Raw genomic sequence first — 25,505 nt, 5'->3', positions numbered from 1 at the left:
CGGTTAGGTTCTGCCGCCCGGAGGAACGTAAAGTAGTCAGCCATGCATGTACTCAGCGTGAGCTCCCTCAAGGGCGGCGTCGGCAAGACCACGGTGACGCTCGGCCTTGCATCCGCGGCGTTCTCGAAGGGCCTGCGAACGCTGGTCGTCGACCTCGATCCCCAGTCCGACGTGTCGACCGGAATGGACATCAACGTCGCCGGCCACCTCAACATCGCCGACGTCCTGACGTCGCCGAAGGAGAAGATCGTCCGCTCGGCGATCGCCCCCTCCGGCTGGACCAAGGAGCACCACGGCACGATCGACGTGCTGATCGGCAGCCCCTCCGCGATCAACTTCGACGGGCCGCACCCCAGCATCCGGGACATCTGGAAGCTCGAGGAGGCCCTCGCGAGCGTCGAGGCCGACTACGACCTCGTGCTGATCGATTGCGCCCCCTCGCTCAACGCCCTGACCCGCACGGCCTGGGCCGCGAGCGACCGCGTCGCCGTCGTCACGGAGCCGGGCCTGTTCTCGGTGGCCGCCGCCGACCGGGCGCTCCGGGCGATCGAGGAGATCCGCCGCGGACTCAGCCCGCGCCTCCAGCCGCTGGGCATCATCGTCAACCGCGCCCGCGTCCAGTCGCTGGAGCACCAGTTCCGGATCAAGGAGCTGCGCGACATGTTCGGACCGCTCGTGCTCAGCCCGCAGCTCCCGGAGCGCACCTCCCTCCAGCAGGCGCAGGGCGCGGCGAAGCCCGTCCACGTCTGGCCCGGGGAGAGCGCCCAGGAGATGGCGCACAACTTCGACCTGCTGCTCGACCGCGTCATCCGCACCGGACGCATCGGCGAGCAGGTCCCCGCCGCGACCTAGGGCCGGCGGGTCCGCCGGACTTCTCCGGCTCGAGGTCTCGGGACGCGGGCGATGCTCGGTGCTCGAGGAATGCCAGGGACGGCGCCGGTGGACGCTCGGCGTCGGAGTTCAGCGCGGACTCTCGATGCGAGGGCGGAGCCCGTCGTCGGATCCGCAGGGCGGGACACGGACTGAGCCCGTCATCGGACCAGCAGGGTGAGCGGGCGTGATCGGCGGGTAGCTCGCGTCCGGCGGACGGTTCACGCGGGCGGGGCCCGCCATTCGACCAGCACGGTGAGACTCGGGTGGCGCCCGTTGCTCGCACAGCACGGCTGCAGGCGGATCCGCTCCTGACCAGTTGAGAGCGCGGAGGAGACCCGGGAGTCCCCGGAGCAGCGGCCGACCCGCGAGCGGTGGGCGGTCAGCCGACGCGGCGGGAGGCGCGGCGCTGGGCGAGCTCGTCGCCAGGGTCGACCGACTGGTGGTCGAGCTCGACGAGGCTCGACTCGACCTCGCGGAGGACCTTGCCGACGGCGATGCCGAAGACGCCCTGGCCGCGGCTGAGCAGGTCGATGACCTCGTCGTTCGAGGTGCAGAGGTAGACGCTCGCGCCGTCGCTCATCAGGGTCGTCTGCGCGAGGTCGTCGACCCCGGACTCGCGGAGCTGGTTGACCGCCGTGCGGATCTGCTGGAGCGAGATCCCGGTGTCGAGCAGGCGCTTGACCAGCTTCAGCACGAGGATGTCGCGGAAGCCGTAGAGGCGCTGCGTGCCGGAGCCGGACGCGCCGCGCACGGTGGGCTCGACGAGCTCGGTCCGCGCCCAGTAGTCGAGCTGCCGGTAGGTGATCCCCGCGGCGCGCGCCGCGACGGCCCCGCGGTAGCCCGCGTCGGCGTCGAGCTCGGGCAGTCCGTCGGTGAACAGGACGAGGTCGCGCTGGCCGCTGACGTCGCGGCTGACTTCTCTCATCCCTGTGCCTCTCGGATCCGGACGCCGGATCCTCCGAACGCGCTCCCTACCGTACCGACCGGCGCAGGCCGAGTAAACGACATCGGCCTCGGCGCCGCGGCGTGTCGCACGGGCCGCCCGACGGCCGGCGGCGCGGCCCTCACGAGCGGGCGATCCGCGAGAGGGCGCTGCGCACCATCGCCCCGCGGATCGTGCCCAGCTGGGTCGCGAGCCCCACCGCGTTCTCGGCAGCGCCGGCGGAGCCGGACGCCTCTCCGCGGCGGGCGCTGGAGGCGACGACGCTCTCGATGAGCGACATCTCGCGCTCGACGGCGACGCGGAGCGGTCGGAGATGGCGGGGCTCGATACCGGATCGGCCGAGGTCGACGAGCGCCTTGAGCGTCGTCACGGCCTCGTCCCCGAACACGTCCCCGCCCCGCACGAGCCCGGCGGCGATGGCCTCCTGGACGAGAGCGGGCGTGGCACCGGACTCGGCCGCGAGGCCCTCGCGGGTCAACCGCGTGGCGGGGCCGAGGAGCGAGGCGCTCGGACCCCCGACACCGGCCGGCAGGGCGGGCTCGCGTCCGGCGTCGATGTCGTCGAGGTATCCGCGGATGACCTTGAGGGGGAGGTAGTGGTCGCGCTGCAGAGCGAGGATCATCCGGAGCCGCTCGACGTCGGAGCCCGAGAACTTGCGGTAGCCGGAGTCGGTGCGGGCCGGCGAGACGAGCCCCTGCTCCTCGAGGAAGCGCAGCTTGGACGGGGTGACGTCCGGGAACTCACTGGTCAGCCTGGCCAGCACCTGCCCGATGCTCAGCAGAGCGGCGGAGCCGGTGGGGAGGGCGCGCGCGGAGGAGCGGCCCACGGCTCACGCGTCCGGAGCGGCGACGAGGTCGGCGCGGGACGCGTAGAAGGTGAGTCGGAACTTGCCGACCTGCACCTCGGAGCCGTCGGTGAGGATCGCGGACTCGATCCGGACCCCGTCGAAGTAGGTGCCGTTCAGGGAGCCGAGGTCGTGGACCTCGAACGCCGTGCCGCGGCGGACGAACTCGGCGTGCCGGCGCGAGACCGTGACGTCGTCGAGGAAGATGCCCGCGTCGGGGTGACGGCCGACCGTCGTGGAGTCGGTGTCGAGGAGAAAGCGGGCGCCGGTGTTCGGTCCGCGGCGCACGACCAGCAGCGCGGATCCCGAGGGCAGAGCCCCGACGGCCTCGGCCTCCTCGCGGGACGCGCGGTTGTCGAGAGCGGCGAGCTGGGCACCGATGTCGTCGGTGAACGTCAGAGTCGTCTCCGTCGACGGCTCACCGGGAACGGAATTGTGCTGGGCGGATGATGCTCCACCGACGGGCTCGACCAAGACGTACCTCCTATCAGGTCAGCGTATCCGAATCGTGACCCTCGTCGGACCCCTGAGCACCTGTGCGGACCCCCAGGACGAGGTCCCGCGTCTGGACGGCGTAGACGATCCCGGCCCACCAGTAGAGGAACGCGCCCCACAGCGCGAAGGCCCAGGCGATGGGGAGCGAGGCGGGCGCGAGGGCCGGGAACGCCTGCCCCAGCATGATCAGCGGGAGCGCGTAGAAGAGGCAGAAGGTCGCGAATTTCCCCAGGTGGTGCACGGGAAGCGGTCCGTAGCCGTTGTTCGCCAGGACGACCGCCAGGACCACGAGCATCAGGTCGCGGGCGAGCAGCACGGCGACCAGCCACCAGGGCACCAGTCCGCGGGCCGCGAGGCCCAGGACGGTGGCGAAGATGTAGAGGCGGTCGGCGGCCGGATCAAGGACGCGGCCGAGGCGCGTCATCTGGTCGAAGCGGCGCGCGATCCAGCCGTCGAGGTAGTCGGTGAGGCTCGAGACCACGAGGGTCAGGAGCGCGAGCGCGTCCTCGCCGAGGACCACGAGCACGAGGAACACCGGCACCAGGGCGAGGCGCACCATGCTGAGGACGTTCGGGACCGTCCAGATCCGGTCCTCACCGGTGCGCGCCATGCGCCCAGCCTAGGCGGGGCGCACGGCGGCGTGGTCAGCGCTTGTCGCGCCAGACCCGCTCGAACGGCAGGCGCCAGGCGTGCGGCGCGATCAGCTGGTGGATGGCGTTCGGCCCCCAGGAGCCGGGCGCGTAGAGACGGACGGGCGGCGGATCCTGCAGGAGCGGCGCGGAGACCTCCCAGAGCCGCTCGATGCCCTCCGCGGTGGTGAACAGCGTGTGGTCTCCGCGCATCGCGTCGAGGATCAGGCGCTCGTAGGCCTCGAGCGCGTCGCCCGCGCGGTCGGTCTCCTGGAGCGCGAACTGCATGCTCAGCTTGTCGAGCCGCATGCCGGGACCGGGGCGCTTCCCGTAGAACGAGAGCGAGACCTTCGAGGCGTCCGCCAGGTCGAAGGTGAGGTGGTCCGGGCCGTGGGCACCGACTCCGGAGCCCTGCGGGAACATGCTCTTCGGGGGCTCGCGGAACGCGATCGAGATGATGCGCTGACCCTCGGCCATCCGCTTGCCGGTGCGGAGGTAGAACGGCACTCCCGCCCAGCGCCAGTTGTCGATCTCGCACTTCAGCGCGACGAAGGTGTCGGTCTCGGAGTCGGCGGCGACGCCCGGCTCGTCGCGGTAGCCGATGTACTGGCCGCGCACCACGTTCTCGGGGTTGAGCGGACGCATCGAGCGGAAGACCTTGTTCTTCTCCTCGCTGATGGCCTGGGGCTCCAGCGCGGTCGGCGGCTCCATCGCCATGAACGCCAGCACCTGGAAGAGGTGGGTGACGACCATGTCCTTGTAGGCGCCGGTGGACTCGTAGAACTCGGCGCGGCGGTCGAGAGTCAGGCGCTCGGGGATGTCGATCTGGACGTGATCGATGAAGTTGCGGTTCCAGATCGGCTCGAAGAGGCCGTTGGCGAAGCGGAAGGCGAGGATGTTCTGCGCCGGCTCCTTGCCGAGGAAGTGGTCGATCCGGAAGATCTGCTCCTCGCTGAAGGTCTCGTGGAGCTCCGCGTTGAGGACGACCGCGCTCTCGAGGTCGACGCCGAACGGCTTCTCCATGATGATCCGCGAGCGCTCGACCAGCCCGGCCTCGGCGAGCATCCGCACGACGGAGAGAGCTGCCCTGGGCGGGACGCTGAGGTAGTGCAGCCGGCTCACGTCCGGGCCGAGGACCGCCTCGGCGTCGGTCACGGCGGCGGCCAGCGCGGCCGGACCGGCGGACTGCGGGACGTAGCGGAGCTTGGACGCGAACTCGTCCCACTGCGCCGGCGTCAGGGAGCGGCTCCCGAACTCGTCGTAGGCCAGCTTCGCGAAGGCGCGGAACGAGGCGTCGTCGTGCTCCTCGAGCGAGGTGCCGACGATCTGCAGGTCCGGCGCGAGGGAGGAGAGCGCGAGGTGGGCCATCCCCGGGATGAGCTTGCGCCGGGCCAGGTCGCCGACGGCGCCGAACAGCACGACGACATGGGGTGCCGCCTGCTCGGTCTGGACGGCGGGAGCGGGGGGTGCGGTTGTCACGGTCACCCCTCGATCATTCCAGTTCGGATCGTGACGCAGGCGTCATGTGCTCGATACGCACCGCCGCTAAGGTCTCTCCCGTGCATCCGTTCTCCGACGCGTCCGCCGCGACCGCAGCACCCGCCTCCGCCACCGCCCCCTCCTCCGCCGACGGGACGACCGCGCCTCCGCTCGACGAGAGGATCCGCGCCGACGTCCACCTGCTGGGCGAGCTGCTCGGCCAGGTGCTCCGCGAGTCGGGCGAGCCCTCCCTCTACGAGGACGTGGAGCGCCTGCGCGCGCTCACGATCAGCGCCTACGACAGCGGCGACGCCGCGGGGACCGCGGAGGCGGAGGAGTTCGTCGCCTCGCTCACGCTCGAGCGCGCCGAGGAGGTCGCCCGGGCGTTCACCTGCTACTTCCACCTCGTCAACGTGGCGGAGGAGTTCCACCGCGTCCGCGTGCTGCGCCGGCGCGAGGCCGACGCCGGTGCGCAGTCGCCCGAGGACTCGATCCTCGCCTCGATGCGCCGGCTGACCGGCGAGCTCGGGGAGGCCGAGGCGTTCGCGCGCCTGTCCCGACTGGAGTTCCGCCCGGTCCTCACGGCGCACCCGACCGAGGCGCGCCGCCGCGCTGTGGCCTCGACCATCCGCCGCATCAGCGACCTGCTCGAGCAGCGAGACGACCCGCGCATGGGCGGCGTCGTGCTGGTGGAGATCCGCCGCAAGCTGCTGGCCGAGGTCGACACGCTGTGGCGCACCGCTCCGCTGCGCGAGTCCAAGCCCACTCCTCTCGACGAGGTGCGCACCGCGATGAGCGTCTTCGACGAGTCGCTGTTCTCGGTGCTCCCCCGGGTCTACCGCCGCCTCGACGACGCCCTGCTCGGCGAGGGCTCGGGCACCCGGGCACCGGTCGCGCCGGCCTTCGTCCGCCTGGGCACCTGGATCGGCGGCGACCGCGACGGCAATCCCTTCGTCACCGCCGAGACGACCCTCGCTGCCGTGGACATCGCCTCCGAGCACGTCCTCATGGGCCTCGAGCGGGTCGCCCGCCGCGTGGGCCGCGCGCTGACCCTCGACGCGTCGACCACTCCCCCGTCGGCCGCCGTCGAGGCGCTCTGGGCCTCCTGCGTCGAGCGGGCTCCCGAGCTCGCCGCCGACATCGCCGAGCGCTCGCCCAACGAGGCGCACCGCCGCGTCCTGCTCTTCGCGGCCGAGCGCCTGGCGGCGACCCGCTCCGAGGGGCCGCTGGCCTACTCCGCCGCCGCCGAGCTGCTGGCCGAGCTGCGCACCCTCCAGGAGTCCCTGGTCGAGGCCGAGGACGTCCGCGCCGCCTACGGCGACCTCCAGGACTTCGTCTGGCAGCTCGAGACCTTCGGCTTCCACCTGGCCGAGATCGAGGTGCGCCAGCACTCGAAGGTGCACCGCGAGACGATCGCCGCGATCCGCGCCGGCGAGGAGCTCGACGAGCGCGGCCTCGAGGTCCTGTCGGTGTTCCGGGCGATCGCGAAGGTCCAGGAGCGCTTCGGCACCGACGCGGCGAGGCGGTACATCGTCTCCTTCACGCAGTCGGCCGACGACCTGCGGACGGTCTTCGAACTGGCCGAGGCGGCGACCGACGGCAAGCCGCCGATCATCGACGCGGTCCCGCTCTTCGAGACCTTCGCCGACCTCGACGCCTCGACCGACATCCTCGCCGAGATGATCCGCCTCCCCCAGGTGCAGGCGCGCCTCGCGGCCACCGGCAACCGGCTCGAGGTGATGCTCGGCTACTCCGACTCGTCGAAGGACGTCGGACCGGTCTCGGCGACGCTCGCGCTCTACGACGCGCAGGCGCGCATCGCGCAGTGGGCGGCCGACGAGGGCATCGTGCTCACGCTGTTCCACGGGCGCGGCGGAGCGCTCGGCCGCGGCGGCGGGCCGGCCAACCGGGCCGTCCTCGCGCAGCCGCCCGGATCGGTGGACGGCCGCTTCAAGCTGACGGAGCAGGGCGAGGTCATCTTCGCCCGCTACGGCAACCCGGACATCGCCACCCGGCACATCGAGCAGGTGGCGGGAGCGACGCTGCTCGCCTCCTCCCCCGCGGTCGGCGAGCGCAACGCGGGCGCCGCGGAGCGCTTCGCCGAGGTGGCGGCGACGATGGACCGCGAGTCGCGCCGCCGCTTCTTCGAGCTCGTGAAGGCCGACGGCTTCGCGCCGTGGTTCGCCCGGGTCACCCCGCAGGAGGAGGTGGGCCTGCTCGCCCTCGGCTCGCGTCCGGCCCGCCGCGGCCTCTCCGTCGAGTCGCTCGAGGACCTGCGAGCGATCCCGTGGGTCTTCGCCTGGACCCAGGCCCGCGTCAACCTGACCGGCTGGTTCGGGCTGGGCAGCGCGCTCGAGGCCGTCGGCGACCTCGACCTGCTCCGCGAGGCCTACGCCTCCTGGCCGCTGTTCACTACGATGGTCGACAACGTCGAGATGTCGCTCGCGAAGACCGACGAGGGCATCGCCCGCCGCTACCTCGCCCTCGACTCCCGCGACGACCTCGCCGGGCTCGTGCTCGACGAGATGGCGCTCACCCGCCGGTGGGTGCTCTCGATCACCGGCGAGGAGAGCCTGCTCACGGGCCACCGCGTGCTCGGCCGTGCCGTGCGCCTGCGCACCCCGTACGTCAACGCGCTCTCGCTCCTGCAGCTGCGCGCACTGAAGGCGCTCCGCACCGACCCGGGCGGATCCGGGACGGAGCAGAACCAGCGGCTGCTCCTGCTCGCGGTCAACGGAGTCGCGGCGGGTCTGCAGAACACCGGCTGATCCCGGCTCGGAACGACGGAACCCCCGGCGGCCTCACGGCTGCCGGGGGTTCTCGTGCGTCTGCGGGCGCCTCCCGCCTGCGGAGCGGGTCGAGGCGCCGCGCGGATCAGGCCTGCGGGGCGGCGCCGGCCTCCTGAGCGGCCTTCGCCTCCTCGTACTGACGGCGCACCTCGACCATGTCGAGGCCGCGGACCTGCTCGATCAGGTTGTCGAGCGCGGGGGCGGGCAGGGCGCCGGGCTGAGCCATCAGCGGGATCCCGTCGCGGTACACCACGAGGGTGGGGATGGAGGAGATGCCGTAGCTCGCGGCGAGCTGCTGCTGGTCCTCCGTGTCGACCTTCGCGAAGGTGATGTCGGCGTTCTTCTCGCTCGTGGCCTCGAAGACCGGAGCGAACTGCTTGCACGGGCCGCACCAGTCGGCCCAGAAGTCGATGAGGACGATGCCGTCGGCGATCGTCTGGTCGTGGGAGTCGAGGGTCATCGCAGTCGTAGCCATGGGGGATGCAACCGGGTGCCCCCGCGGCCTATTCCCGGGCGGGATCGAGGAGGTCGAGCAGCGACCTCGGACCGACCACGGCGGCCCCGAGCGCCTCGACGCGGGCGGCCAGTCCACGGTCGGCCGTCACGACGACCGCGGTCTCGAGCGCGCCGACCAGCTCGACGATCGCGTCGTCGCCCGAGCCGTCGGCCGCGTGGACCGTCAGCCGCTCCGTGAGAGCGCCCGCCTCCGGACGGGCGGCGCGCGCCACTCCCTCGAGCACCACGGCGATGCGCGGCCAGACCGTGTCGGCGTCGATCCCCAGGAGACGGCCGGGGACGCCGGCCTCCGCGAGGCGGGCCAGGGAGGCGAGGAGGCGCTCCGCGGCGCCGGCGCGGTCGCGCCACCAGCCGTCGGGGCGTGAGCCGACCACGTTGGCGGCGTCCACGACGAGCACCGGGATCGAGGAGCCGAGCGCGCGCAGACCCGGCCAGGCCGCTCCGAAGCCCGGGTGCAGCGGCAGGGAGTCGACCTCGTCGGGGGCGACCCAGCGCAGCTCGGTGCTCTCGGCGTCGCTGATGCGGGGAGTGAAGTGCTCGCGGGACTCGGCCAGGACGGTGGAGTAGCTCCACGGTCCGATCACGACGACGCTGGAGAGCACGGGCAGGATCAGGTCGGCGGGGACGCCCGCCTCCTCCTCCGACTCCCGGAGGGCCGCCTCGAAGGCCGTCTCCTCGGGGTGACGGGCGCCGCCGGGCAGCCCCCAGGTGTCGCCGAAGTGGCTCCAGCTGACGCGGTGCTGGAGCAGGACGCGTCCCGACGGATCGCGCAGGAGGAGGCCGGCGGCGCCGAAGCGTCCCCAGAAGCGGCGTCCGTCGCCGATCTCGACCCAGCCGTCGCCGAGCGACGCGTCGAAGGGGTGGCGCGGGAGCACGGCGTCCGCGCCGGGGTCCTCGCTGGTCATGCCCTCCAGCCTCCCACACCGCGCCCGCCGTGCCCGACCCCGACGGGCTGGCAGAATCGGACGATGCGCCGCTCGAGACCTCTCCGCCTCGCGACGCTCGCCTGGCTCGCGCTGATCGCCCTGATCACGCTGACGCCCGCGCCCTACCCGGCCGGGGAGCCCAACGCGCTGATCCGCGGGATCATCGCGTTCCTCGCCTCCACGCCGCTCACCGGCTGGTTCGACTTCGACGTGGCGGAGTTCACCGCGAACGTGCTGCTCTTCGTGCCGCTCGGTGCGCTGATCGCCGCGCAACTGCCGGCGGGGCGCCGCCTGTGGGCCGCCGTCATCGGGCTCGGGGTGTCGGCGGCCGTCGAGACCGCGCAGCTGCTGTGGCTGCCGACCCGCGTCTCCGACGTGCAGGACCTGGTCTCGAACGGCAGCGGATCCCTGATCGGCGCCCTGCTGACGATCGCGCTGCTCCGCTTCTCCCCCCGCCGCCGCTCCCGGAAGGACCGCACCGCCCATGCCCGCTGAGACCCTCGTCGTCCTCGACCGACCCTCCCTCGACGCCGAGGCGCACTCGCCGGGAGGACCCGCGCACCGCATCGATCCGAGCGGGCGCGGCGATCTGGACGTCACCGACCTCGGCTTCACCCGCGGCGACGGCGTGTTCGAGACGATCAACCTGGTCGACGGACGGCTGCAGGCGCTCGACGCGCACCTGGACCGCTTCGAGCGCTCGGCCCGGATGCTCGACCTGCCCCGGCCGGACCGGCCCGCCTGGCTCGAGGCGATCGGAGCGGCGGTGGCCGCGCACCCGCCCGTCGCCGAGGCGATGGTGAAGACGATCCTGACCCGCGGCGTCGAGGGCGGCGGGCGGCCCACCGGCGTCGTCTTCGTCCAGACCAGCCCGGACTTCGGCCCGGCCCGCCGCGACGGCGTGCGCGTGGTGCTCCTGGACCGCGGGCTGCGCTCGGACGTGCAGTCGACGTCCCCCTGGCTGCTCGCCGGCGCGAAGACGCTCTCGTACGCGGTGAACCGTGCGGCCGCGCGGGAGGCCGCCCGGCGCGGTGCCGACGACGCCCTGTTCGTGTCGAGCGACGGCTACCTGCTCGAGGGGCCGACCTCGAACCTCGTGCTGCTGACGGGCGGGGAGCTCGTGACTCCTCCGCCGAGCCTCGGGCTGCTGCCCGGCACCACGCAGGCCGACCTGTTCGCGCTCGCGCCGGGCCTCGGCCTCGGGACGGCGGTGCGTCCGCTGCGCTCGGGCGATCTGGAGGCGGCGGACGCGGCGTGGCTGGTCTCGAGCGCGCGCAACGCCGCTCCCGTCCGCGCCGTCGACGGGACCGACCGCCGCGTCGACGCCGACCTCTCGGCCCGGATCAACGCCGCGCTGCTCGCCCGCTGAGCGTCCGACCCTCCTCCGTGGGACGCCCCGCGCCGAGCGCGGACGGCGTCCCGGAGGAGAGAGGGCTCAGGAGAGGCCGTCGACGTCCGCGGGGCCGCGGCTGATCAGTCCGCCGCGGACGTGCTCGACGGTGGGGTCGAGCTGGACCGGATCGCGCTCGTCCGCCGCCTCGTCGTTGATCACGGCCGACACGATGCCGCGCCAGTCGGTGCCCTCGGCCACGGCGTCCTCGGAGCCGACGCGGCGCGTGACGAACACGGCCTCCGACTCCTCGCCCGCGTGCGAGATGACGGCGAGGACGCCGACGGTGCGACCGCCCGGGTGCTCGATCCGCCACTCCTCGTGCCCGGACGGCACGAGCGAGAACTCCAGGCCCGCGTGCGGGAAGCCGGTGGGGCGCAGCTCGGACGGGGATCCGCTCTGCGGAGGCGCGCCGCGGGTGGGGACCCCGGTGCCCTCGCCGCTCGTCGTGCTCATGCCGACGTCGCCGCGGGTTCCGCCGGCTCCGGAGCTGTCGTTCGCCGCGACCATGCGGTCGTCGCCGCTCCGCAGCGCGTCGTCCGCTCCGGTGTAGATGCTGTCGTCTCGGTTCATGGGAACCTCCTTGTCGGCGGCCAGTGTAGGACCGCGGGGTGGGTGGCGAGCGGGCGCCGTTCGTAGACTGGGGGGATGCAGATCCCGGTGACCGGTGCCGTGCGGGTGGACGCGTGGCTCTGGGCGGTGCGCATCTACAAGACGCGCTCCGCCGCGACGACCGCGGCCCGGGCCGGCCACATCCGCGTCAACGGCGAGCGGGCCAAGGCAGCGCAGACCGTGCGGGTCGGCGACGAGGTCCGCGCCCGGATCGGCGGCTTCGACCGGGAGCTGATCGTCCGCGGACTCGTGGTCAAGCGGGTCGGTGCGCCGGTGGCCGCCGAGTGCATGGAGGACCGGACGCCCCCGCCGCCACCCCGGGAGTCCGCGCCGGGCGTGATCGTCCGTGACCGCGGAGCGGGCCGCCCGACGAAGCGCGACCGGCGCGACATCGAGCGCCTCCGCGGATTCTGACCGCGCGACCCGCCGGCGGCCTCAGGGGGCGAGTGCGCGCAGGCGCTCCAGGAGCCCCTCCGCCGCCTCGTCGAGGAACCGCTGCTGCAGCTCGTCGCCGACCTGGACGAGGGCGATGTCGGTGAAGCCCGCCTCGATGTAGGGCACGAAGCTCTGGGCGAGCTCGTCGAGGTCGGGGCCGCAGGCGATCTGCTCGGCGACGTCCTCCGGGCGAACGAACTGGCTCGCTCCGGCGAAGCCGGCGGGGGTCGGCAGATCGGAGTTGACCGCCCAGCCGCCGGCGAACCAGCGGAACTGCTCGTGGGCCAGCGCCACTCCCTGCTCCTTGTCCGGCGCCCAGCAGATCGGGATCTGGCCGATCGTGCGCGAGGGGGCGGCGTCCGCACCGCGGACCGCGGTCCACTGCGAGATCAGCTCCGCGTCGGGCTCGGTCGTGATGAGGTGGTCGCCGATCGGCGCGAAGCGGGCGATCGACTTCTCCCCCGAGACCGCCAGGCCGATCTCGACCGGCGTGTCCGGCAGGTCCCAGATGCGGGCGGAGTCGACGCGGAAGTACTCGCCCTCCCAGGTCACCAGCTCGCCGGTGTGCAGCTCGCGGATGAGGTGGACGGCCTCCTCGAGCATGTCCTGGCGCACGGCGACCGAGGGCCAGCCCTCGCCGACGACGTGCTCGTTGAGGTTCTCGCCCGAGCCGAGGCCGAGCGTGAAGCGGTCGTCGGAGAGGATCGCGAGCGTCGCGGCCTTCTGCGCGACCACGGCCGGGTGGTAGCGGATGGTCGGCGCGGTGACGTAGGTCGTGAGGTCGATGGTCGACGTGGCCTGCGCGACCGCTCCGAGCAGCGTCCAGGCGTAGGAGGCGTGCCCCTGCTCGGTCAGCCACGGCGAGTAGTGGTCGCTCGAGACCGCGAACTCGAAGCCGAGCCTCTCGGCGTCGACCGCGTAGCCCACCAGCTGCTTGGGTCCGCTCTGCTCGGTCATCAGGGTGTATCCGAATCGCACCATGGTCCGTCCTCGTTCCGCTCGTCGTGGGATGCCCGGGGGCACGTCCCATGGTGGGCGGGGCGCCGGATGCGCGCTAACCCCTTGCCCCGGTCGCGAGCGGCGGCTAGCGCGGCGTCAGACGAAGCGGATGCGGTTCTGCACGCGGGTGCGGACCTCGAACGACTCGCCGTACCCGCCGAGCCGCGGGTCGTCCGTGCCGGAGCGCAGCAGCTGCGGCAGCAGCGAGCGGCGGATGACGACGGCGCCCTGGTGCCTGCCGCGCTCGACCTGCTCGAACGGCTGCTCCAGCGCGTCGTCCGGCACGACCACGACGCTCGTCGAGAAGCGGACGCCCAGCTCGCGGCCGAGACGGCGCGCGGCCTTCGCGAGCGAGGCGATCGGCTTCTCGTCCTCGGCGATCCCGGGGCCCTCGAGCTCGCCCTTCCTCAGACGGACCGGGTCGCCCCAGTCGGCGGAGGTCAGCGCGAGCAGGCTGGCCGGCCCGAGCACGAGGTGGTCGATCTTGAGCCCGCCGTCGCCGACCGCGACGTCGTTCCAGATCGTGTAGGCGATGCCGAGCGCGCCGACGAGCGCGGCCGTCGCCTCCTCGGCCTGAGCCTTCGCGAGCCAGGAGCGGACCTCGCGAGGAGCGGAGCGGACGATCGCCGGGTCGAAGGGGTCCTCGGTCTCGACGCCGCGGCCGAGCCACTCGCGCACCAGGCGCAGGTAGTACTCGCGCGCCGCGCCTCCCGGGTGACCGTAGGAGCGGGCGCGCACGGCCGAGGCGGTCTGCGGGCGCGGTGAGCCGGTGTACGGCGACTGCGGGGAGGACCTCCCGGGGGCGGGAGCGCCTCGGTCGTAGTCGCCGCGGGCGGAGGCGCTGCCGATCCGCTCCCAGGCGAGCTGCACCGCGTGGAACGACGCGGCGTCGCCTCCCGTGTCCGGATGGGTCTCGCGGAGGCGGAGCCGGTACGCCCGGCGGAGCTCGTCGTCGGACGCGGTGGCGGCGACGCCCAGCACCTCGTAGGGGGTGCGGGCGGCGTGGCTGTCGGGCATGTGCTTCCGGGAGGGTCGGGGCGGGGGGGGTTCCGAGTGTATCGACGCGGGCCGGGCGCCCGGTGGGAGCGCGCACCGCGTCGGCTCGGAACGCGCCGAGCGCCCAGCGGGGGAACGGGCGCCCGGCGGGGGTCAGTGCGCGAGCAGCTCGCGCACCCGCGGGATGACCTGCGTGCCGTAGAGCTCGATGTTGCGCATGATCGCCGGGTGCGGCAGCGTCCCGGCGCTGTACTTGAGGTCGAAGCGGTCGATGCCCAGGGCCTCGACCGTTCGCGCGATCTTCCGGGCGACCGTCTCGGGCGAGCCGAGGTGGATGGCGCCGTCGGGGCCGGCCTCCTCCTCGAAGCGCTCGCGGGTCATCGGGGACCAGCCGCGCTCGCGGCCGATGGCGTCCATCATCGCCTTGTGGTGCGGGAAGTACAGCTCGCGCGCCTCCTCGTCGGTGTCGGCGACGAAGCCGGGCGAGTGCACGGCGACCGGGAGGCGGGGCTGCTCGAGCTGGTCGAGCGCGCGGCCGAAGAGGTCGACGTAGGGGCGGAAGCGGGCCGGCGAGCCGCCGATGATCGCCAGGACGAGCGGGAAGCCGTACCGGGCGGCGCGGACGACCGACTCGGGGCTGCCGCCGACGCCGATCCAGGTGCGGAGGGTGCCGTTGTCGAGGGTCGGGTAGACGCTCTGCTCGGTGAGCGCGGGGCGGGTCGTGCCCTGCCAGGTGACCGGGCCGCCCTGGATCAGGGCGTGGAAGAGGTCGAGCTTTTCCTCGAAGAGGACCTCGTACTGCGCGAGGTCGTAGCCGAAGAGCGGGAAGGACTCGGTGAAGGAGCCGCGGCCGAGGATGACCTCGGCCCGGCCGCCGGAGAGTCCGTCGAGGGTGGCGAAGCGCTGGTAGACGCGCACCGGGTCGTCCGAGGAGAGGACCGTCACGGCGGAGCCGAGGTGGATGCGCTCGGTGCGGGCCGCGATGGCGGCGAGCACGACGTCCGGTGCGCTCACGGCGAAGTCGGCGCGGTGGTGCTCGCCGATCCCGAAGAAGTCGATGCCGACCCGGTCGGCCAGGACTCCCTCCTCGACCACGTCGCGGAGGACCTGGCCGTGCGGCAGCGGGGCGCCGTCGGGGCCGGCGGTGACGTCGCCGAACGTGTCGACGCCGAACTTGACTTCATGCATACTCATGGACTTCTGCAACCTCCGGGGGTCGACGGCTATTCCTGCGTGCGGGGTCCGACGTCCCCGGGCAGGAGCTCGTCGGAAGAGACGATCCCCGCCTCGAGCGCCGGCTCGCGGTAGGCGCGCCCGAGCGAGGCGACGGTGTCGTGCGCGTTCAGGCCGCTCGGGTTCGGCAGCACCCAGAGCGGCGCGCCCGCCACGTCCTCCTCCTGCCTGCCCTGCACCGCCCTGCGGCGTCCGAACGCGATCCGGTAGGCGGTGATGCCGACGACCGCGACGGCCCGGGGCCGCACCCGCTCCACGGTGGCGACCAGCCGCTGAGCGCCCTCGCGCAGCTCCTCCGCGGTCAGCTCGTCGGCGCGGGCGGTCGCCCGGGAGGCGAGATTGGTGATGCCGACGCCGCGGGAGACGAGCTCCGCGCGGTCCGCGGCGCTCATCCCCTCGGACACGCGCGGCGCGCGCTCGAGGATCCCGGCCGCGACGAGCGCCGGGTAGAAGCGGTTGCCGGGGTGGGCGAAGTGCGCGCCGGTGGCGGCGGTCCACAGTCCCGGGTTGATGCCGACGAAGAGGAGCCGGACGTCGTCGCCCAGCAGGTCCTCGACGGTGCGGTCCTGGAACGCTGCGAGCTCGGCGCGGGTGAACGGCATGCGACCATCCTGCCGCGGCGCAAGTCCTCTCGGCACGGGGTCGCCGGTGCCAGCATGGAGGCATGACGAACGCATCCCAGGACCACCCGATCCAGCACGGCAGCGACGACGCGCAGCTCGACGAGAAGCTGCGCGGCGTGCTGCTGCAGGTCGCCGGCGACGCCGAGCTGCGACCGGAGGAGGACGTCGAGACCCTGCTGCGCCAGCGCCTGCGCGACACGCGGATCTCGATCTCGGACGAGGCGATCCCGGGGCTCGCCAAGCGCATCCCCGGCCTCATGCAGCGCGGGGGCGGCGACGTGAACCCCGGGGCGCACTAGCCCCGAGGGACGGACGCGGGCCGAGCGGCCGCTCGGACCCGCGCCTGCCCGCGCTACTCGGGGACCGCCGGGCCCTTGCGGTGGTGGTCGAACACCAGGCTCGTGCGCGTCGAGGCCACCGCCGGGTTCGCCGAGAGGTTCGAGACCACGAAGTCCCGCACGTCGCTGGAGTCGCGGACCGCGACGTGGATGATGAAGTCCTCCGAGCCGCCGAGGAAGAACACCTGCACCACCTCGGGCAGCGCGCGGATCTCCTCCGTGAAGCGCGTGATCGCCTGGCGCTGGCCGACGCGGATGCTGACGCTGATCAGCGCCTGCAGGGTCAGGCCGAGCGCCGCCGGGTCGAGCTCGGCGGTGAAGCCGGTGATGACGCCGCGCTCGACGAGGCCCCGGACGCGTGCGACGCAGGTCGACGGGGCGATGCCGGCGCGCTCAGCGAGCCGACTGTTGGGCGTCCGCGCGTCGGCGCGGAGGAGGCGCACCAGTGTCCGGTCGACCGGATCCAGGTCGTCGAGGTCGTGCAGATCCTTCGGTGGCATGCGCCCGCTCCCTCACTCCGCCGACGAACCTTCGGCCCGTGCGGTGACTTCCGACCGATCCTGCGGAGTTCCCCCGCTCCGGGCACGATCTTCGCACGATGGGGGCAGAGCCGGTGCAGGATCGGCGCCCACCGCCCGCCCCGCGGGCCGCAGCGAAGGAGCCGCCGTGCGCGTCGGGATCCCCACCGAGATCAAGAACAACGAGAACCGGGTCGCCGCCACTCCGGCCGGCGTCCACGAGCTGGTGCGCCGCGGCCACGAGGTCCTCGTCGAGGCCGGCGCGGGCCTGGGCTCGCGCGTGTCGGACGACGACTTCCGCCGCGCCGGCGCCCTCGTCGTCGACGGGCCCGACGAGGTCTGGGGCGAGTCCGAGCTGGTCCTCAAGGTCAAGGAGCCGATCGAGGCCGAGTACCCGCGGATGCGCCGCGACCAGGTGCTCTTCACCTACCTCCACCTCGCCGCCTCCCGCCCGTGCACCGATGCGCTGCTCGCCGCCGGGACGACCTCCATCGCCTACGAGACGGTCCAGCTGGACGACCGGCGGCTGCCGCTGCTCTCGCCGATGAGCGAGGTCGCCGGGCGCCTGTCGATCACGGTCGGCGCCTACCACCTCATGAGCGCCGTCGGCGGACGGGGCACGCTGCTCGGCGGGGTCCCCGGCACTCCGAAGGCGAAGGTCGTCGTGATCGGCGGCGGCACGGCCGGCGAGCACGCCGCGGCGAACGCCCTCGGCATGGGGGCCGACGTCACGATCGTCGACCTCTCGCTCCCCCGCCTTGCGCAGCTCGAGAACCGCTTCCAGGGCGCGATCCAGACCCGCGCCTCCTCGGCCTACGAGATCGCCGCGCAGCTGGCCGACGCCGACCTCGTGATCGGATCCGTCCTCATCCCGGGCGCCAAGGCGCCCAAGCTGGTGACCGACGAGATGGTCGCCACGATGAAGCCGGGCTCGGTGCTGGTCGACATCGCGATCGACCAGGGCGGCTGCTTCGAGGGCTCGCGTCCGACCACGCACGACGACCCGGTGTTCCCCGTGCACCGGAGCGTCTACTACTGCGTCGCGAACATGCCCGGCGCCGTTCCCGAGACCTCGACCCGCGCGCTCACCAACGCGACGCTCCCCTACGCGCTCGCGCTGGCCGACCGCGGGTGGCGGGCCGCCCTGGCCGCCGACCCGGCGCTCGCCCGCGGCCTGAGCACCCACGACGGCCGGGTGACGAACGCCGCCGTCGCCGCGGCCTTCGGCCTCCCGGCCGTGCCGGTGGAGTCGCTGCTGCTCTAGGCGCCCGCGGGCGCGAGGCCGAGCCCCCCGAGGATCTCGGCGATCTCCTCCTCCGGAGCGCCGCCCACGTCGACCGTGACGTGGAGCTCGTCGTCGCCGAGGGGCTCGAGCGCCTCGAACTGCGAGTCGAGCAGCGTGGTCGGCATGAAGTGGCCGACCCGCGAGGCGAGCCGCCCGGCGATCCGGTCCCTCGATCCCGCGAGGTGCGCGAAGACGAGGTCGTCGCGGCGCAGGACGTCGCGGTAGCGGCGGCGCAGGGCAGAGCAGGTCACGACGACCGAGCCGCCCTCGGCGATCCGCTGGTCCACCACGCGGGCGATCTCGGCCAGCCAGGGCGCCCGGTCCTCGTCGGTCAGCGGGATGCCGGCGTGCATCTTGTCGACATTCGCCTGCGGGTGCAGGTCGTCCCCCTCGAGGAACTCCCAGCCCAGTCGGCGCGCCAGGAGCGACGCCACGGTCGACTTGCCGCTGCCGGAGACGCCCATGACGACGACGGCGCGGACGGGGACGGTGGGAAGAGCGGTCATCAGATACCTCCTACGAAGAGACCGATCAGGAGGACCCCGGCGAGCCCGGTCACCGAGACCAGGCACTCCATCACGGTCCAGGTCTTGAGCGTCTGGCCGATGCTGAGCCCGAGGTACTCCTTCACCAGCCAGAACCCGGCGTCGTTGACGTGCGACAGGAACACCGAGCCGGCGCCGATCGCGAGCACCATGAGGGCGACCATCGGCCCGTCCATGGTCTCGGTCAGCGGCTGGAGGATCCCTGCGGCGGTCACGGTGGCGACGGTCGCGGAGCCGGTGGCGACGCGGATCACGACGGCCACGAGCCAGGCGAGCAGCAGCGCCGAGGCGCCGCTCCCCTCCGCGAGCTGGGCGACCACCCCGCCGATCCCGGTGTCGACGAGGACCTGCTTGAAACCGCCGCCCGCGCCGACGATGAGCAGGATGCCCGCGATCGGCGGCAGCGAGCTCGAGAGCGAGGCCTGCAGCTCGGTGCGGTTCATCCGGCCGCCGCGGCCGAGCAGGACCAGACCGGCCAGGAGCGCGATCCCCAGCGCGATGGTCGGCGTGCCGAGAAAGTCGAGGGCGCCCTTCCAGGCGTCCGTGGAGCCCGGGGCCGCGATGTCGGCGATCGCCTTGCCCAGCATCAGGACGACCGGCAGCAGGATGCTCGCGACGGCAGCGGCGAAGCCCGGGCGGTGCTCGCGCGTCTCGCCCGCGCCCTCGCCGAAGAGCGGCGGCGTCTCCACCGGCGCCCAGCGGGCGGCGACCCGGCCGAAGAGCGGGCCGGCCACGACGACGGTGGGGATCGCGACCAGGACGCCGAACGCGAGGGTCACGCCGAGGTTCGCGCCGAGTGCGTCGATCGCGACCAGCGGTCCGGGGTGGGGCGGGACGAGGCCGTGCATCACCGAGAGGCCGGCGAGCGTCGGGATCGCCACCTTCATCAGCGGCAGACCGCTCCGGCGGGCGACCAGGATCACGACCGGGATCAGCAGCACGAGCCCGACCTCGAAGAACATCGGCAGCCCGATCAGCGCGCCGACGAAGCCCATCATCCAGGGCAGCGCGCGAGTGCTCGAGCGGGCGATGAGGGTGTCCACGATGCGGTCCGCGCCGCCCGAGTCGGCGAGGAGCTTGCCGTACATCGCGCCGAGGCCGATGAGGATGCCGACGCCGCCCATGGTGTTGCCGAACCCCAGCGCGAAGCTGGCGACCGCGTCCGCCGCCGTCAGCCCCGCGATCAGGCCCGTCGTCAGCGCTCCGATCAGCAGGGAGACGAAGGGGTGCAGCTTCAGCCAGGTGATCAGCACGACGATCACGGCGATGCCGACGACGGCGGCGAGGATCAGCTGCCCCTGCCCGGCGGTGGTGGCGGGGGCGTCCCCGGCGGCGGCGCGGAGGGCGGGGAGGAGGGTCGGTGTCATGAGCGTCCTTGGTCGAGCCGACGGCCAGCGGCCGGCTTTTGTCCGACATAACCTGCGTGTGTCCCGATCATGCCCGAAAATCGGCCGGGGCGCGACTCCGGCGATGGCAGGATGACCGCATGCCCGCGCCGACGCCCTCGCTGCACCACTCGGTGCTGGACGAGCTCGGTTCGCAGATCGTGCGCGGCGAGCTCGCGCCGGGCACCACCTTCAGCGCCGACGAGCGTGCGGAGCGGCGCGGGGTCTCCCGCTCGGTGATGCGGGAGGCCGTGCGCGTCCTCGAGACGCTCGGGCTCGTGACGTCCCGCCGCCGCGCGGGGACGCGGGTCCAGCCTCCGGAGTGCTGGAACGCCCTGGACACGCGTGTCGTCGCATGGGGACTGGACGGCCCGGACCGGCGGCGCCAGCTGCACCAGCTCAGCGAGCTCCGACTCGGGGTGGAGCCGCTCGCCGCCCGGCTCGCAGCGGCGAACGCGACCGAGGATCAGCGGCGGGCGCTCACGGAGGCGGGCGACGCCCTCTCCACCCACTCCCGCGCAGCCGACCAGTCCGCCTACCTCGCCGCCGACACCGCCTTCCACCGCTCCCTCCTGGCCGCGTCCGGCAACCGGATGCTCGCGCAGCTGGGCGATCTGGTCGCCGAGGTCCTCGCCGGCCGCACCCGCAACGCGCTCATGCCGCGCGAGGCCGACTCCACCGCGGTGCGGCTGCACCGGGCGGTGGCCGCCGCCGTCGCCTCGGGCGACGCGGACGCTGCGGAGGCCGCGATCCGGGCGATCGTCGAGGAGTCGGACCGGGCGGTGCAGGAGAGCTGACGGGGTTGCACCCCCGCTGCGCCGCGCGCACAGTGGAGCGCATGGTCGAGGGATACACGTCCGCGCAGGTGCGGGCCGCCGAGGCTCCGCACCTGGCCCGGCGGGAGCCGCTGATGCAGCGCGCCGCCGACGGCCTCGCCCGCGAGCTGCGCCTCGTGCTCGCCGGGCGCTCCGACCGCTCCCGTCCGGGCTCGGTGCTCGTCCTGGTCGGTCCGGGTGACAACGGCGGTGACGCGCTCTACGCGGCCGCCGAGCTCTCCTCCTCCGGAATTGACGTCGTCCTCGTCCTCACGGCCGAGCGGGTGCACCGCAGGGGCCTCGCCGTGGCGCTCGACGAGGGCTGCGGGCAGGTGCCGGCCGACGACGCGCCCGGCCTCGCCGCGGCGGTGGCGCGGGCGGATGTCCTGGTCGACGGGATCCTCGGCATCGGAGCGACGGAGCCCGCGCTGCGGGGACGGCCGCGCGTCGTCGTCGCGGCGGTGCTCGACGCGCTGGAGCGGCGGGCCGAGCGCCCGGTGGTCGTCGCGGTCGACCTGCCGAGCGGCGTCCATCCCGACGACGGGTCGGTCCCCGATCCTACCGTGCTGCGCGCCGATGTGACGGTCGCCTTCGGCGCGATCAAGGCCGGTCTGCTGCTGCCTCCGGGCGACTCCTACGCGGGCCGTCTGCGCCTGGTCGACATCGGCCTCGGCCCGGACCTGGCCGGAGTGGAGCCCGCGGTCCGCGAGTGAGCGAGCGGCTCAGGAGGGAGCGAGGAGGTGCGCCTTCTCGGGGTGCTGCTCGAACCACTGCCCGACGTACCAGCACATCGGCACGACGCTCCGCCCGCCGGCGGCCTCGATGTCGTCGACGGCGAAGGAGACCAGCTCCCCTGCGAGCCCGCGGCCGCGGAAAGGCGGAGTCGTGAAGGAGCGGACGAGGGAGACGCTGCCGGGCGCCTCGCGGTAGTCGAGGACGCCCACCAGGGCGCCGTCGAGGTGGAGCTCGTAGCGCGACGCGTCGTCCGCCCGGCGGAAGTCCTTGGCCATGCCTCCAGAGTAGGACGGCCCGGACGGATCAGGCCTCGTCGCCGAGCATCTCGCCGTCGACGTAGAGCCAGCGACCGTCCTCGCGCAGGAAGCGGCTGCGCTCGTGCACGAGGCCGGGGCCGGCGGGCGAGCGGTAGGAGGCGCGGAACTCGACCAGGCCCTCCTCGTCGCCCTCCCCGCCGAACGAGGTGTCGACGATCTGGAGCCGGCGCCACTGGAGGTCGGGATCGAGGTCGATGCGGCGCGGCCGGGTCGAGGGGTGCCAGCTCGCGAGCAGGTAGGGGGCGCTGCCGAGGACGTTCGCGCTGTAGCGGCTGCGCATCAGGCGCTCCGCCGTCGGCGAGGGCTCCTCGCCGAGGTGGGCGGGGCGGCAGCAGTCGGCGTAGTGGCGGCGGCTTCCGCAGGGGCAGGAGTCGGCGGGATGCATCCGGCCAGTGTGGCAGGCGATGCGGCGCCCCCGGCCCGGCGCGGCTCCGGCGAGCGCCGCGACTCCCCGGGCCGTCCAGGTGTGCATCCCCTCCACATCCGCTCCGCCGCCTTGAGGGAGCCGCCGGATCCCGGCAACGTGGCCCCCTCATCGACCACGGACGGAAGGAACGACCCGATGCTCACGCTCACCGACAACGCCAGCACCGTCGTCAAGACCATCACCGGGCAGACCGAGACCCCCGTCGAGGGAGGCCTGCGCATCAGCGGCACCGATCTCGACGTCCGCAACTTCGCGGTCGCGGTCGCCGCGGCCCCCGAGACGACGGACGCCGTCGTGGAGCAGGACGGAGCGCGCGTGTTCCTCGACGTCGCCGCCTCCGTCGCTCTCGGCGACAAGGTCCTCGACGCGCAGGTGGACGAGGGCGGCTCCGTCAGCTTCGGGATCGCTCCGCAGGGCTGACCCCGTCGACCCGGAGGCCGCCCCCACCGCAGTGCGGGAGGGCGGCCTCCGTCGTCCCCCGGATCAGGAGAGGACGTCGCGAGTGGTGAAGCGGCCGATCGCGAGCGACCCGAACACGGCGACGTAGGCGAGCTGGAGCAGCGCGTTCTCGCCGAAGGAGCTCCACGCGATCGGGTCACGCAGGAGGTCGGCGAAGTCGAACCACCGATCGGTCAGCAGGAACGGGTGGAGGGCGTCCAGCTGCGAGAGCGAGCCGACGATCTGCGCCGCGATGGAGACGACCACGGTGGCCGCCATGGCGCCGACCGGCACATCGGTCAGCGTCGAGATGAAGAGGCCGATCGCCGAGAGCCCGACCAGCGAGAGCGCCGCGTACACGGCGATCGCCAGGGCCCGGCCGATCGCGTCGGCGAGCGGGACGGTGCTGCCGGAGAGCAGCGTCACCGGTCCCGCCGGGAAGAGCGCCAGGCCGATCAGGATCCCGACCACCATGACGGTGAGTGCTGCGGCGAGGCAGAAGGCGAGGGAGGCGGCGAACTTCACCGCGAGCAGCCGCACGCGGCCGACGGGGCTGACCAGCAGGTAGCGCAGCGTCCCGAGCGAGGCCTCGCCCGCGATCGCGTCGCCGGCGACGACCCCGACCGTGAGCGGGAGGAACAGCGGGACGGCGACCGTGATGGCCGCGAAGCCGGTGAAGAGGCCGTTGCCGGCGATCGCGCCCACGAAGGAGGGCCCGCCTCCGTCGCCGCCCGAGAGCCGCACCGCGACGGCGAGCAGGATCGGGATGGCGGCCAGGGCCGCGAGCAGCGCCCAGGTGCGGCGCCGGCGGAAGAGCAGGGCGAGCTCGGAGGCGAGCAGGGACCCGATCCCCGCGCGGCGGACGGTCGCGTCAGCGCTCGACATCGAAGCCCTCCCCGGTCAGCTCGACGAAGCGCTCCTCGAGCGAGGGGCGGCGGACGGCGAACCCGCGGACGCGGACGTCGGCCCGCACGAGGTCGGCCACCAGCATCTCGGCCGCGAGCCCGGGCGGCAGAGCGGCGACGACCAGCGGCGGATCGGCGGGGTGCGGGCCCGGCGCGGTGCGCGGCTCCAGACCCCGGGTGTGCAGAGCCACGATCGCGCGCTCGCGGTCGGGCGTCAGCAGCTCGACCGAGGCGGCGTCCCCGCGCAGCTCGTCGAGCCCGCCCTGGGCGACGAGGCGCCCGGTGCGCATGACGGCGGCGTGGGTGCAGAGCTGCTCGATCTCGGCGAGGAGGTGGCTGGAGACGAGGACGGTCGTGCCGTCCTGGTTCAGTCCGCGCACCAGAGCGCGGACCTCGCGGGTGCCCTGCGGGTCGAGGCCGTTCGTGGGCTCGTCCAGCACGATCAGGTCGCGCGGCGAGAGCAGGGCGACCGCGATGCCGAGCCGCTGCTTCATCCCCAGGGAGTAGGAGCCGACCTTCTTGCGCGCCGCGGCCGAGAGGCCGACGCGGGCGAGGGCCTCCTTCGCGCGGGTGTCGCGGGTGCGGGACGAGGTGCCCGCCTCCGCGGCGTCGAAGCGCCGGAGGTTGGCCGCTCCGGAGAGGAACGGGTAGAAGCCCGGCCCCTCGACCAGCGCCCCCACCCGGGGCAGGACCTCGGCCGCGCGCCGGGGCATGGCCTGCCCGAGGACGGTGATGCTGCCCGCGGTCGGCGCGGCGAGGGCGAGCAGCATCCGGATCGTCGTGGTCTTGCCCGAGCCGTTCGGGCCGAGGAAGCCGAAGACGGCGCCGCGGGGAACGGCGAGGTCGAGACCGGAGACCGCCTCCTGGCGCCCGAAGCGCTTGGTGAGGCCCCGCGTCTCGACTGCGAGCTCGCCCGCCGTCACCGAGCGGAGGCCGCGTCGCGGAGCGTCTCGGCCGGGACCGCGCCGGCGAGGACGCGTCCGTCGTCGGTGACGAGGACGGTCAGCAGGGCGGAGGAGAGGATGCGGCCCCCGTCGACGGGAGTGGTGACCGCGTCGAGCGAGGAGAGCGCGTCGGCGTCACCGGCGGGCAGCTCGACGACGCTCGTCCAGCCGGAGCCCGTGGTGACGACGTCGGAGCGCTCGGCCGTGTCCGCGGCGGGCGCGTCGGAGGCGTCCGCCGCGTCGTCGACCGGAGCGGCCTGCTCCGTCACCTCGGCGCCGGCCGGGGGCGTGAAGGAGAAGAGGGACGCGTCGGGAGTCGAGAAGTCGATGCTCGTGTACGCGACGCTGAACGCGGGCGCAGTGCCCCCGCGGGCGGTCACGGCTACCCCGAGCGGGAGGCCCGTCTCGCCGTCGATCGAGACGGTCACGGAGCCCACGAGGGTGCCGCCGTCGCGGGGCGTGAGCACGAGCTCGTACGCATCGCGCCCGGCGACGCTGACGTCCGAGCCGACCGCGACCGTGGTCGTCGGGTCGATCGCGGCGAGCAGCTGCTCGGCGGCGGACGACGGCGTCACGACCTGATCGCCCGGCGAGGCCTCGGGCGCTCCGCCCGCGGGAGGCACGAGGTGGGTGGCGGTGTTCGCGCTCGAGTCGTAGATCCAGACTCCGTCGGTCGTCGAGGCGACGACGTCGCGCTCGGCCAGCCGGTCGAGCACCTGGAGGCGCGCGCCCTTCTCGGCGTCGACGTACACGCGCGCCTGGTGCGAGCCGGTGGCGAGCTCGACGAGGGAGTCGGCGGACGCCGAGCCGGCGGAGCCGCCGAGCGCCGAGAGGTCGGGCAGGCCGAGGTCCGAGGTCTGCTGGATCTCGCCGGAGAACGCCGTGGCGTCGCTCTCGGCGACGAAGGCGAGGAGGTCGGCGGCGGACTTCTCGGGGAGGTCCCCCGCGGCGCTCGCCGAGAGGGGGAGGGCGACGGCCGCGGCGACGACGACCGCGGGGACGACGGCGACGGGCGTCCAGCGCTTCCAGTCAATGCTCATGCCGGGAACGCTACGCCTCGAACCTCCGCGG

Annotated in this window: 30 protein-coding genes; 10 read left to right on the top strand and 20 right to left on the bottom strand. The window is 73.6% G+C overall.

The genetic code is table 11. The annotated features are described in order from the left end of the window. Positions 1 to 42 precede the first annotated feature (42 nt). Positions 43 to 852 (top strand): ParA family protein, encoded by an 810-nt coding sequence (locus tag C5B95_RS10340; protein WP_104222576.1) that lies wholly within the window; start codon positions 43 to 45, stop codon positions 850 to 852. Positions 853 to 1,252: 400 nt separating this feature from the next. Here C5B95_RS10340 and C5B95_RS10335 read toward each other — a convergent pair whose 3' ends face one another. From C5B95_RS10335 to zwf, 5 genes are all read right to left on the bottom strand, one after another. Further along, a complete protein-coding gene (locus tag C5B95_RS10335; RefSeq protein ID WP_104222575.1) occupies positions 1,253 to 1,798 on the bottom strand; it encodes a MerR family transcriptional regulator in 546 nt (181 codons plus the stop codon). A 139-nt stretch (positions 1,799 to 1,937) separates the two neighbouring features. Then, on the bottom strand, positions 1,938 to 2,642 hold the full coding sequence (locus C5B95_RS10330) for a MerR family transcriptional regulator (protein WP_104222574.1): 705 nt from the start codon (positions 2,640 to 2,642) through the stop codon (positions 1,938 to 1,940). Between the two features lie 3 nt (positions 2,643 to 2,645). Next, the gene (locus C5B95_RS10325) at positions 2,646 to 3,134 is read right to left on the bottom strand and encodes an FHA domain-containing protein (RefSeq protein WP_104222573.1); all 489 of its coding nucleotides are present in this window, start codon (positions 3,132 to 3,134) and stop codon (positions 2,646 to 2,648) included. A gap of 13 nt (positions 3,135 to 3,147) precedes the next feature. Further along, on the bottom strand, positions 3,148 to 3,765 hold the full coding sequence (locus C5B95_RS10320) for a CDP-alcohol phosphatidyltransferase family protein (RefSeq protein ID WP_104222572.1): 618 nt from the start codon (positions 3,763 to 3,765) through the stop codon (positions 3,148 to 3,150). A gap of 34 nt (positions 3,766 to 3,799) precedes the next feature. Beyond that, a complete protein-coding gene (zwf, locus tag C5B95_RS10315; protein ID WP_104225448.1) occupies positions 3,800 to 5,263 on the bottom strand; it encodes a glucose-6-phosphate dehydrogenase in 1,464 nt (487 codons plus the stop codon). 44 nt (positions 5,264 to 5,307) lie between these two features. On the opposite strand from zwf, the gene C5B95_RS10310 reads away from it, so the two are divergent. Next, positions 5,308 to 8,031 (top strand): phosphoenolpyruvate carboxylase, encoded by a 2,724-nt coding sequence (locus tag C5B95_RS10310; RefSeq protein ID WP_104349095.1) that lies wholly within the window; start codon positions 5,308 to 5,310, stop codon positions 8,029 to 8,031. A 106-nt stretch (positions 8,032 to 8,137) separates the two neighbouring features. Here C5B95_RS10310 and trxA read toward each other — a convergent pair whose 3' ends face one another. Together trxA and C5B95_RS10300 are read right to left on the bottom strand one after the other, a co-directional pair. Continuing rightward, positions 8,138 to 8,527 carry a thioredoxin gene (trxA, locus tag C5B95_RS10305; RefSeq protein WP_104225382.1) on the bottom strand — a complete coding sequence of 130 codons (390 nt, stop codon included), beginning with the start codon at positions 8,525 to 8,527 and terminating at the stop codon, positions 8,138 to 8,140. A gap of 28 nt (positions 8,528 to 8,555) precedes the next feature. Next, positions 8,556 to 9,473, bottom strand: coding sequence for an NUDIX domain-containing protein (locus tag C5B95_RS10300; RefSeq protein WP_104225383.1), 918 nt, complete (start codon positions 9,471 to 9,473; stop codon positions 8,556 to 8,558). Positions 9,474 to 9,536: 63 nt separating this feature from the next. On the opposite strand from C5B95_RS10300, the gene C5B95_RS10295 reads away from it, so the two are divergent. After that, the gene (locus C5B95_RS10295; protein ID WP_104349094.1) at positions 9,537 to 9,989 is read left to right on the top strand and encodes a VanZ family protein; all 453 of its coding nucleotides are present in this window, start codon (positions 9,537 to 9,539) and stop codon (positions 9,987 to 9,989) included. Further along, a complete protein-coding gene (locus C5B95_RS10290; RefSeq protein ID WP_104247151.1) occupies positions 9,979 to 10,863 on the top strand; it encodes an aminotransferase class IV in 885 nt (294 codons plus the stop codon). Before C5B95_RS10295 ends, C5B95_RS10290 begins: the two co-directional genes overlap by 11 nt. Before the next feature lie 66 nt (positions 10,864 to 10,929). On the opposite strand, the gene C5B95_RS10285 is transcribed toward C5B95_RS10290, so the two are convergent. Continuing rightward, complete coding sequence (locus C5B95_RS10285; RefSeq protein WP_104225386.1) at positions 10,930 to 11,457, bottom strand: hypothetical protein; 528 nt, start codon at positions 11,455 to 11,457, stop codon at positions 10,930 to 10,932. Positions 11,458 to 11,532: 75 nt separating this feature from the next. Here C5B95_RS10285 and C5B95_RS10280 point away from each other — a divergent pair, with 75 nt between their 5' ends. Further along, on the top strand, positions 11,533 to 11,910 hold the full coding sequence (locus tag C5B95_RS10280; protein WP_181027140.1) for an RNA-binding S4 domain-containing protein: 378 nt from the start codon (positions 11,533 to 11,535) through the stop codon (positions 11,908 to 11,910). 21 nt (positions 11,911 to 11,931) lie between these two features. Here C5B95_RS10280 and C5B95_RS10275 read toward each other — a convergent pair whose 3' ends face one another. From C5B95_RS10275 to C5B95_RS10260, 4 genes are all read right to left on the bottom strand, one after another. Beyond that, positions 11,932 to 12,912, bottom strand: a complete 981-nt coding sequence (locus tag C5B95_RS10275; RefSeq protein ID WP_104222565.1) for a TIGR03557 family F420-dependent LLM class oxidoreductase — start codon at positions 12,910 to 12,912, stop codon at positions 11,932 to 11,934. A gap of 114 nt (positions 12,913 to 13,026) precedes the next feature. Continuing rightward, the gene (locus C5B95_RS10270) at positions 13,027 to 13,947 is read right to left on the bottom strand and encodes a J domain-containing protein (RefSeq protein ID WP_104349093.1); all 921 of its coding nucleotides are present in this window, start codon (positions 13,945 to 13,947) and stop codon (positions 13,027 to 13,029) included. A 132-nt stretch (positions 13,948 to 14,079) separates the two neighbouring features. Then, positions 14,080 to 15,114: an LLM class flavin-dependent oxidoreductase gene (locus C5B95_RS10265; protein ID WP_104225389.1), complete on the bottom strand. Its 1,035-nt coding sequence runs from the start codon at positions 15,112 to 15,114 to the stop codon at positions 14,080 to 14,082. 35 nt (positions 15,115 to 15,149) lie between these two features. Then, entirely contained in the window at positions 15,150 to 15,761 is a 612-nt protein-coding gene (locus tag C5B95_RS10260) for a mismatch-specific DNA-glycosylase (protein WP_104225390.1), read from the bottom strand. A gap of 62 nt (positions 15,762 to 15,823) precedes the next feature. On the opposite strand from C5B95_RS10260, the gene C5B95_RS10255 reads away from it, so the two are divergent. After that, a complete protein-coding gene (locus C5B95_RS10255) occupies positions 15,824 to 16,081 on the top strand; it encodes a hypothetical protein (RefSeq protein ID WP_104222561.1) in 258 nt (85 codons plus the stop codon). A 53-nt stretch (positions 16,082 to 16,134) separates the two neighbouring features. Here the strand turns inward: C5B95_RS10255 and C5B95_RS10250 are convergent, their stop codons facing one another. Further along, positions 16,135 to 16,620: an Lrp/AsnC family transcriptional regulator gene (locus tag C5B95_RS10250; protein WP_104349092.1), complete on the bottom strand. Its 486-nt coding sequence runs from the start codon at positions 16,618 to 16,620 to the stop codon at positions 16,135 to 16,137. Positions 16,621 to 16,786: 166 nt separating this feature from the next. Here C5B95_RS10250 and ald point away from each other — a divergent pair, with 166 nt between their 5' ends. Continuing rightward, positions 16,787 to 17,902: an alanine dehydrogenase gene (gene ald / locus C5B95_RS10245; protein WP_104349091.1), complete on the top strand. Its 1,116-nt coding sequence runs from the start codon at positions 16,787 to 16,789 to the stop codon at positions 17,900 to 17,902. Here ald and C5B95_RS10240 read toward each other — a convergent pair. Together C5B95_RS10240 and C5B95_RS10235 are read right to left on the bottom strand one after the other, a co-directional pair. Next, the gene (locus tag C5B95_RS10240; RefSeq protein WP_104324555.1) at positions 17,899 to 18,429 is read right to left on the bottom strand and encodes a gluconokinase; all 531 of its coding nucleotides are present in this window, start codon (positions 18,427 to 18,429) and stop codon (positions 17,899 to 17,901) included. The genes ald and C5B95_RS10240 overlap by 4 nt on opposite strands. Next, on the bottom strand, positions 18,429 to 19,835 hold the full coding sequence (locus C5B95_RS10235; protein ID WP_104349090.1) for a GntP family permease: 1,407 nt from the start codon (positions 19,833 to 19,835) through the stop codon (positions 18,429 to 18,431). The genes C5B95_RS10240 and C5B95_RS10235 overlap by 1 nt, the downstream gene beginning before the upstream one ends. 119 nt (positions 19,836 to 19,954) lie before the next feature. On the opposite strand from C5B95_RS10235, the gene C5B95_RS10230 reads away from it, so the two are divergent. Beyond that, positions 19,955 to 20,650: a FadR/GntR family transcriptional regulator gene (locus C5B95_RS10230; protein ID WP_104349089.1), complete on the top strand. Its 696-nt coding sequence runs from the start codon at positions 19,955 to 19,957 to the stop codon at positions 20,648 to 20,650. Between the two features lie 41 nt (positions 20,651 to 20,691). Then, complete coding sequence (locus C5B95_RS10225; RefSeq protein WP_104349088.1) at positions 20,692 to 21,381, top strand: NAD(P)H-hydrate epimerase; 690 nt, start codon at positions 20,692 to 20,694, stop codon at positions 21,379 to 21,381. A gap of 9 nt (positions 21,382 to 21,390) precedes the next feature. Here C5B95_RS10225 and C5B95_RS10220 read toward each other — a convergent pair whose 3' ends face one another. Together C5B95_RS10220 and C5B95_RS10215 are read right to left on the bottom strand one after the other, a co-directional pair. Next, a complete protein-coding gene (locus C5B95_RS10220) occupies positions 21,391 to 21,678 on the bottom strand; it encodes a GNAT family N-acetyltransferase (protein WP_104222554.1) in 288 nt (95 codons plus the stop codon). A 28-nt stretch (positions 21,679 to 21,706) separates the two neighbouring features. Further along, on the bottom strand, positions 21,707 to 22,105 hold the full coding sequence (locus C5B95_RS10215; protein WP_104222613.1) for a YchJ family protein: 399 nt from the start codon (positions 22,103 to 22,105) through the stop codon (positions 21,707 to 21,709). Between the two features lie 177 nt (positions 22,106 to 22,282). On the opposite strand from C5B95_RS10215, the gene C5B95_RS10210 reads away from it, so the two are divergent. Next, complete coding sequence (locus C5B95_RS10210) at positions 22,283 to 22,567, top strand: hypothetical protein (RefSeq protein WP_104349087.1); 285 nt, start codon at positions 22,283 to 22,285, stop codon at positions 22,565 to 22,567. 63 nt (positions 22,568 to 22,630) lie between these two features. Here the strand turns inward: C5B95_RS10210 and C5B95_RS10205 are convergent, their stop codons facing one another. Genes C5B95_RS10205 through C5B95_RS10195 form a run of 3 tightly spaced genes read right to left on the bottom strand, consistent with a single transcriptional unit; the run spans position 22,631 to position 25,474 of the window. After that, on the bottom strand, positions 22,631 to 23,470 hold the full coding sequence (locus tag C5B95_RS10205) for an ABC transporter permease (protein WP_104325464.1): 840 nt from the start codon (positions 23,468 to 23,470) through the stop codon (positions 22,631 to 22,633). Beyond that, positions 23,457 to 24,413 (bottom strand): ABC transporter ATP-binding protein, encoded by a 957-nt coding sequence (locus tag C5B95_RS10200; RefSeq protein ID WP_104349086.1) that lies wholly within the window; start codon positions 24,411 to 24,413, stop codon positions 23,457 to 23,459. The genes C5B95_RS10205 and C5B95_RS10200 overlap by 14 nt, the downstream gene beginning before the upstream one ends. Further along, positions 24,410 to 25,474, bottom strand: coding sequence for a DUF2092 domain-containing protein (locus tag C5B95_RS10195; RefSeq protein WP_104349085.1), 1,065 nt, complete (start codon positions 25,472 to 25,474; stop codon positions 24,410 to 24,412). The genes C5B95_RS10200 and C5B95_RS10195 overlap by 4 nt, the downstream gene beginning before the upstream one ends. Positions 25,475 to 25,505: the final 31 nt, after the last annotated feature.

It is taken from the genome of Rathayibacter sp. AY1A7, assembly GCF_002930845.1.
Lineage (GTDB): Bacteria > Actinomycetota > Actinomycetes > Actinomycetales > Microbacteriaceae > Rathayibacter.
Note: the sequence above shows the minus strand (reverse complement) of the source record. Positions and strands in the feature narration are given on the sequence as shown.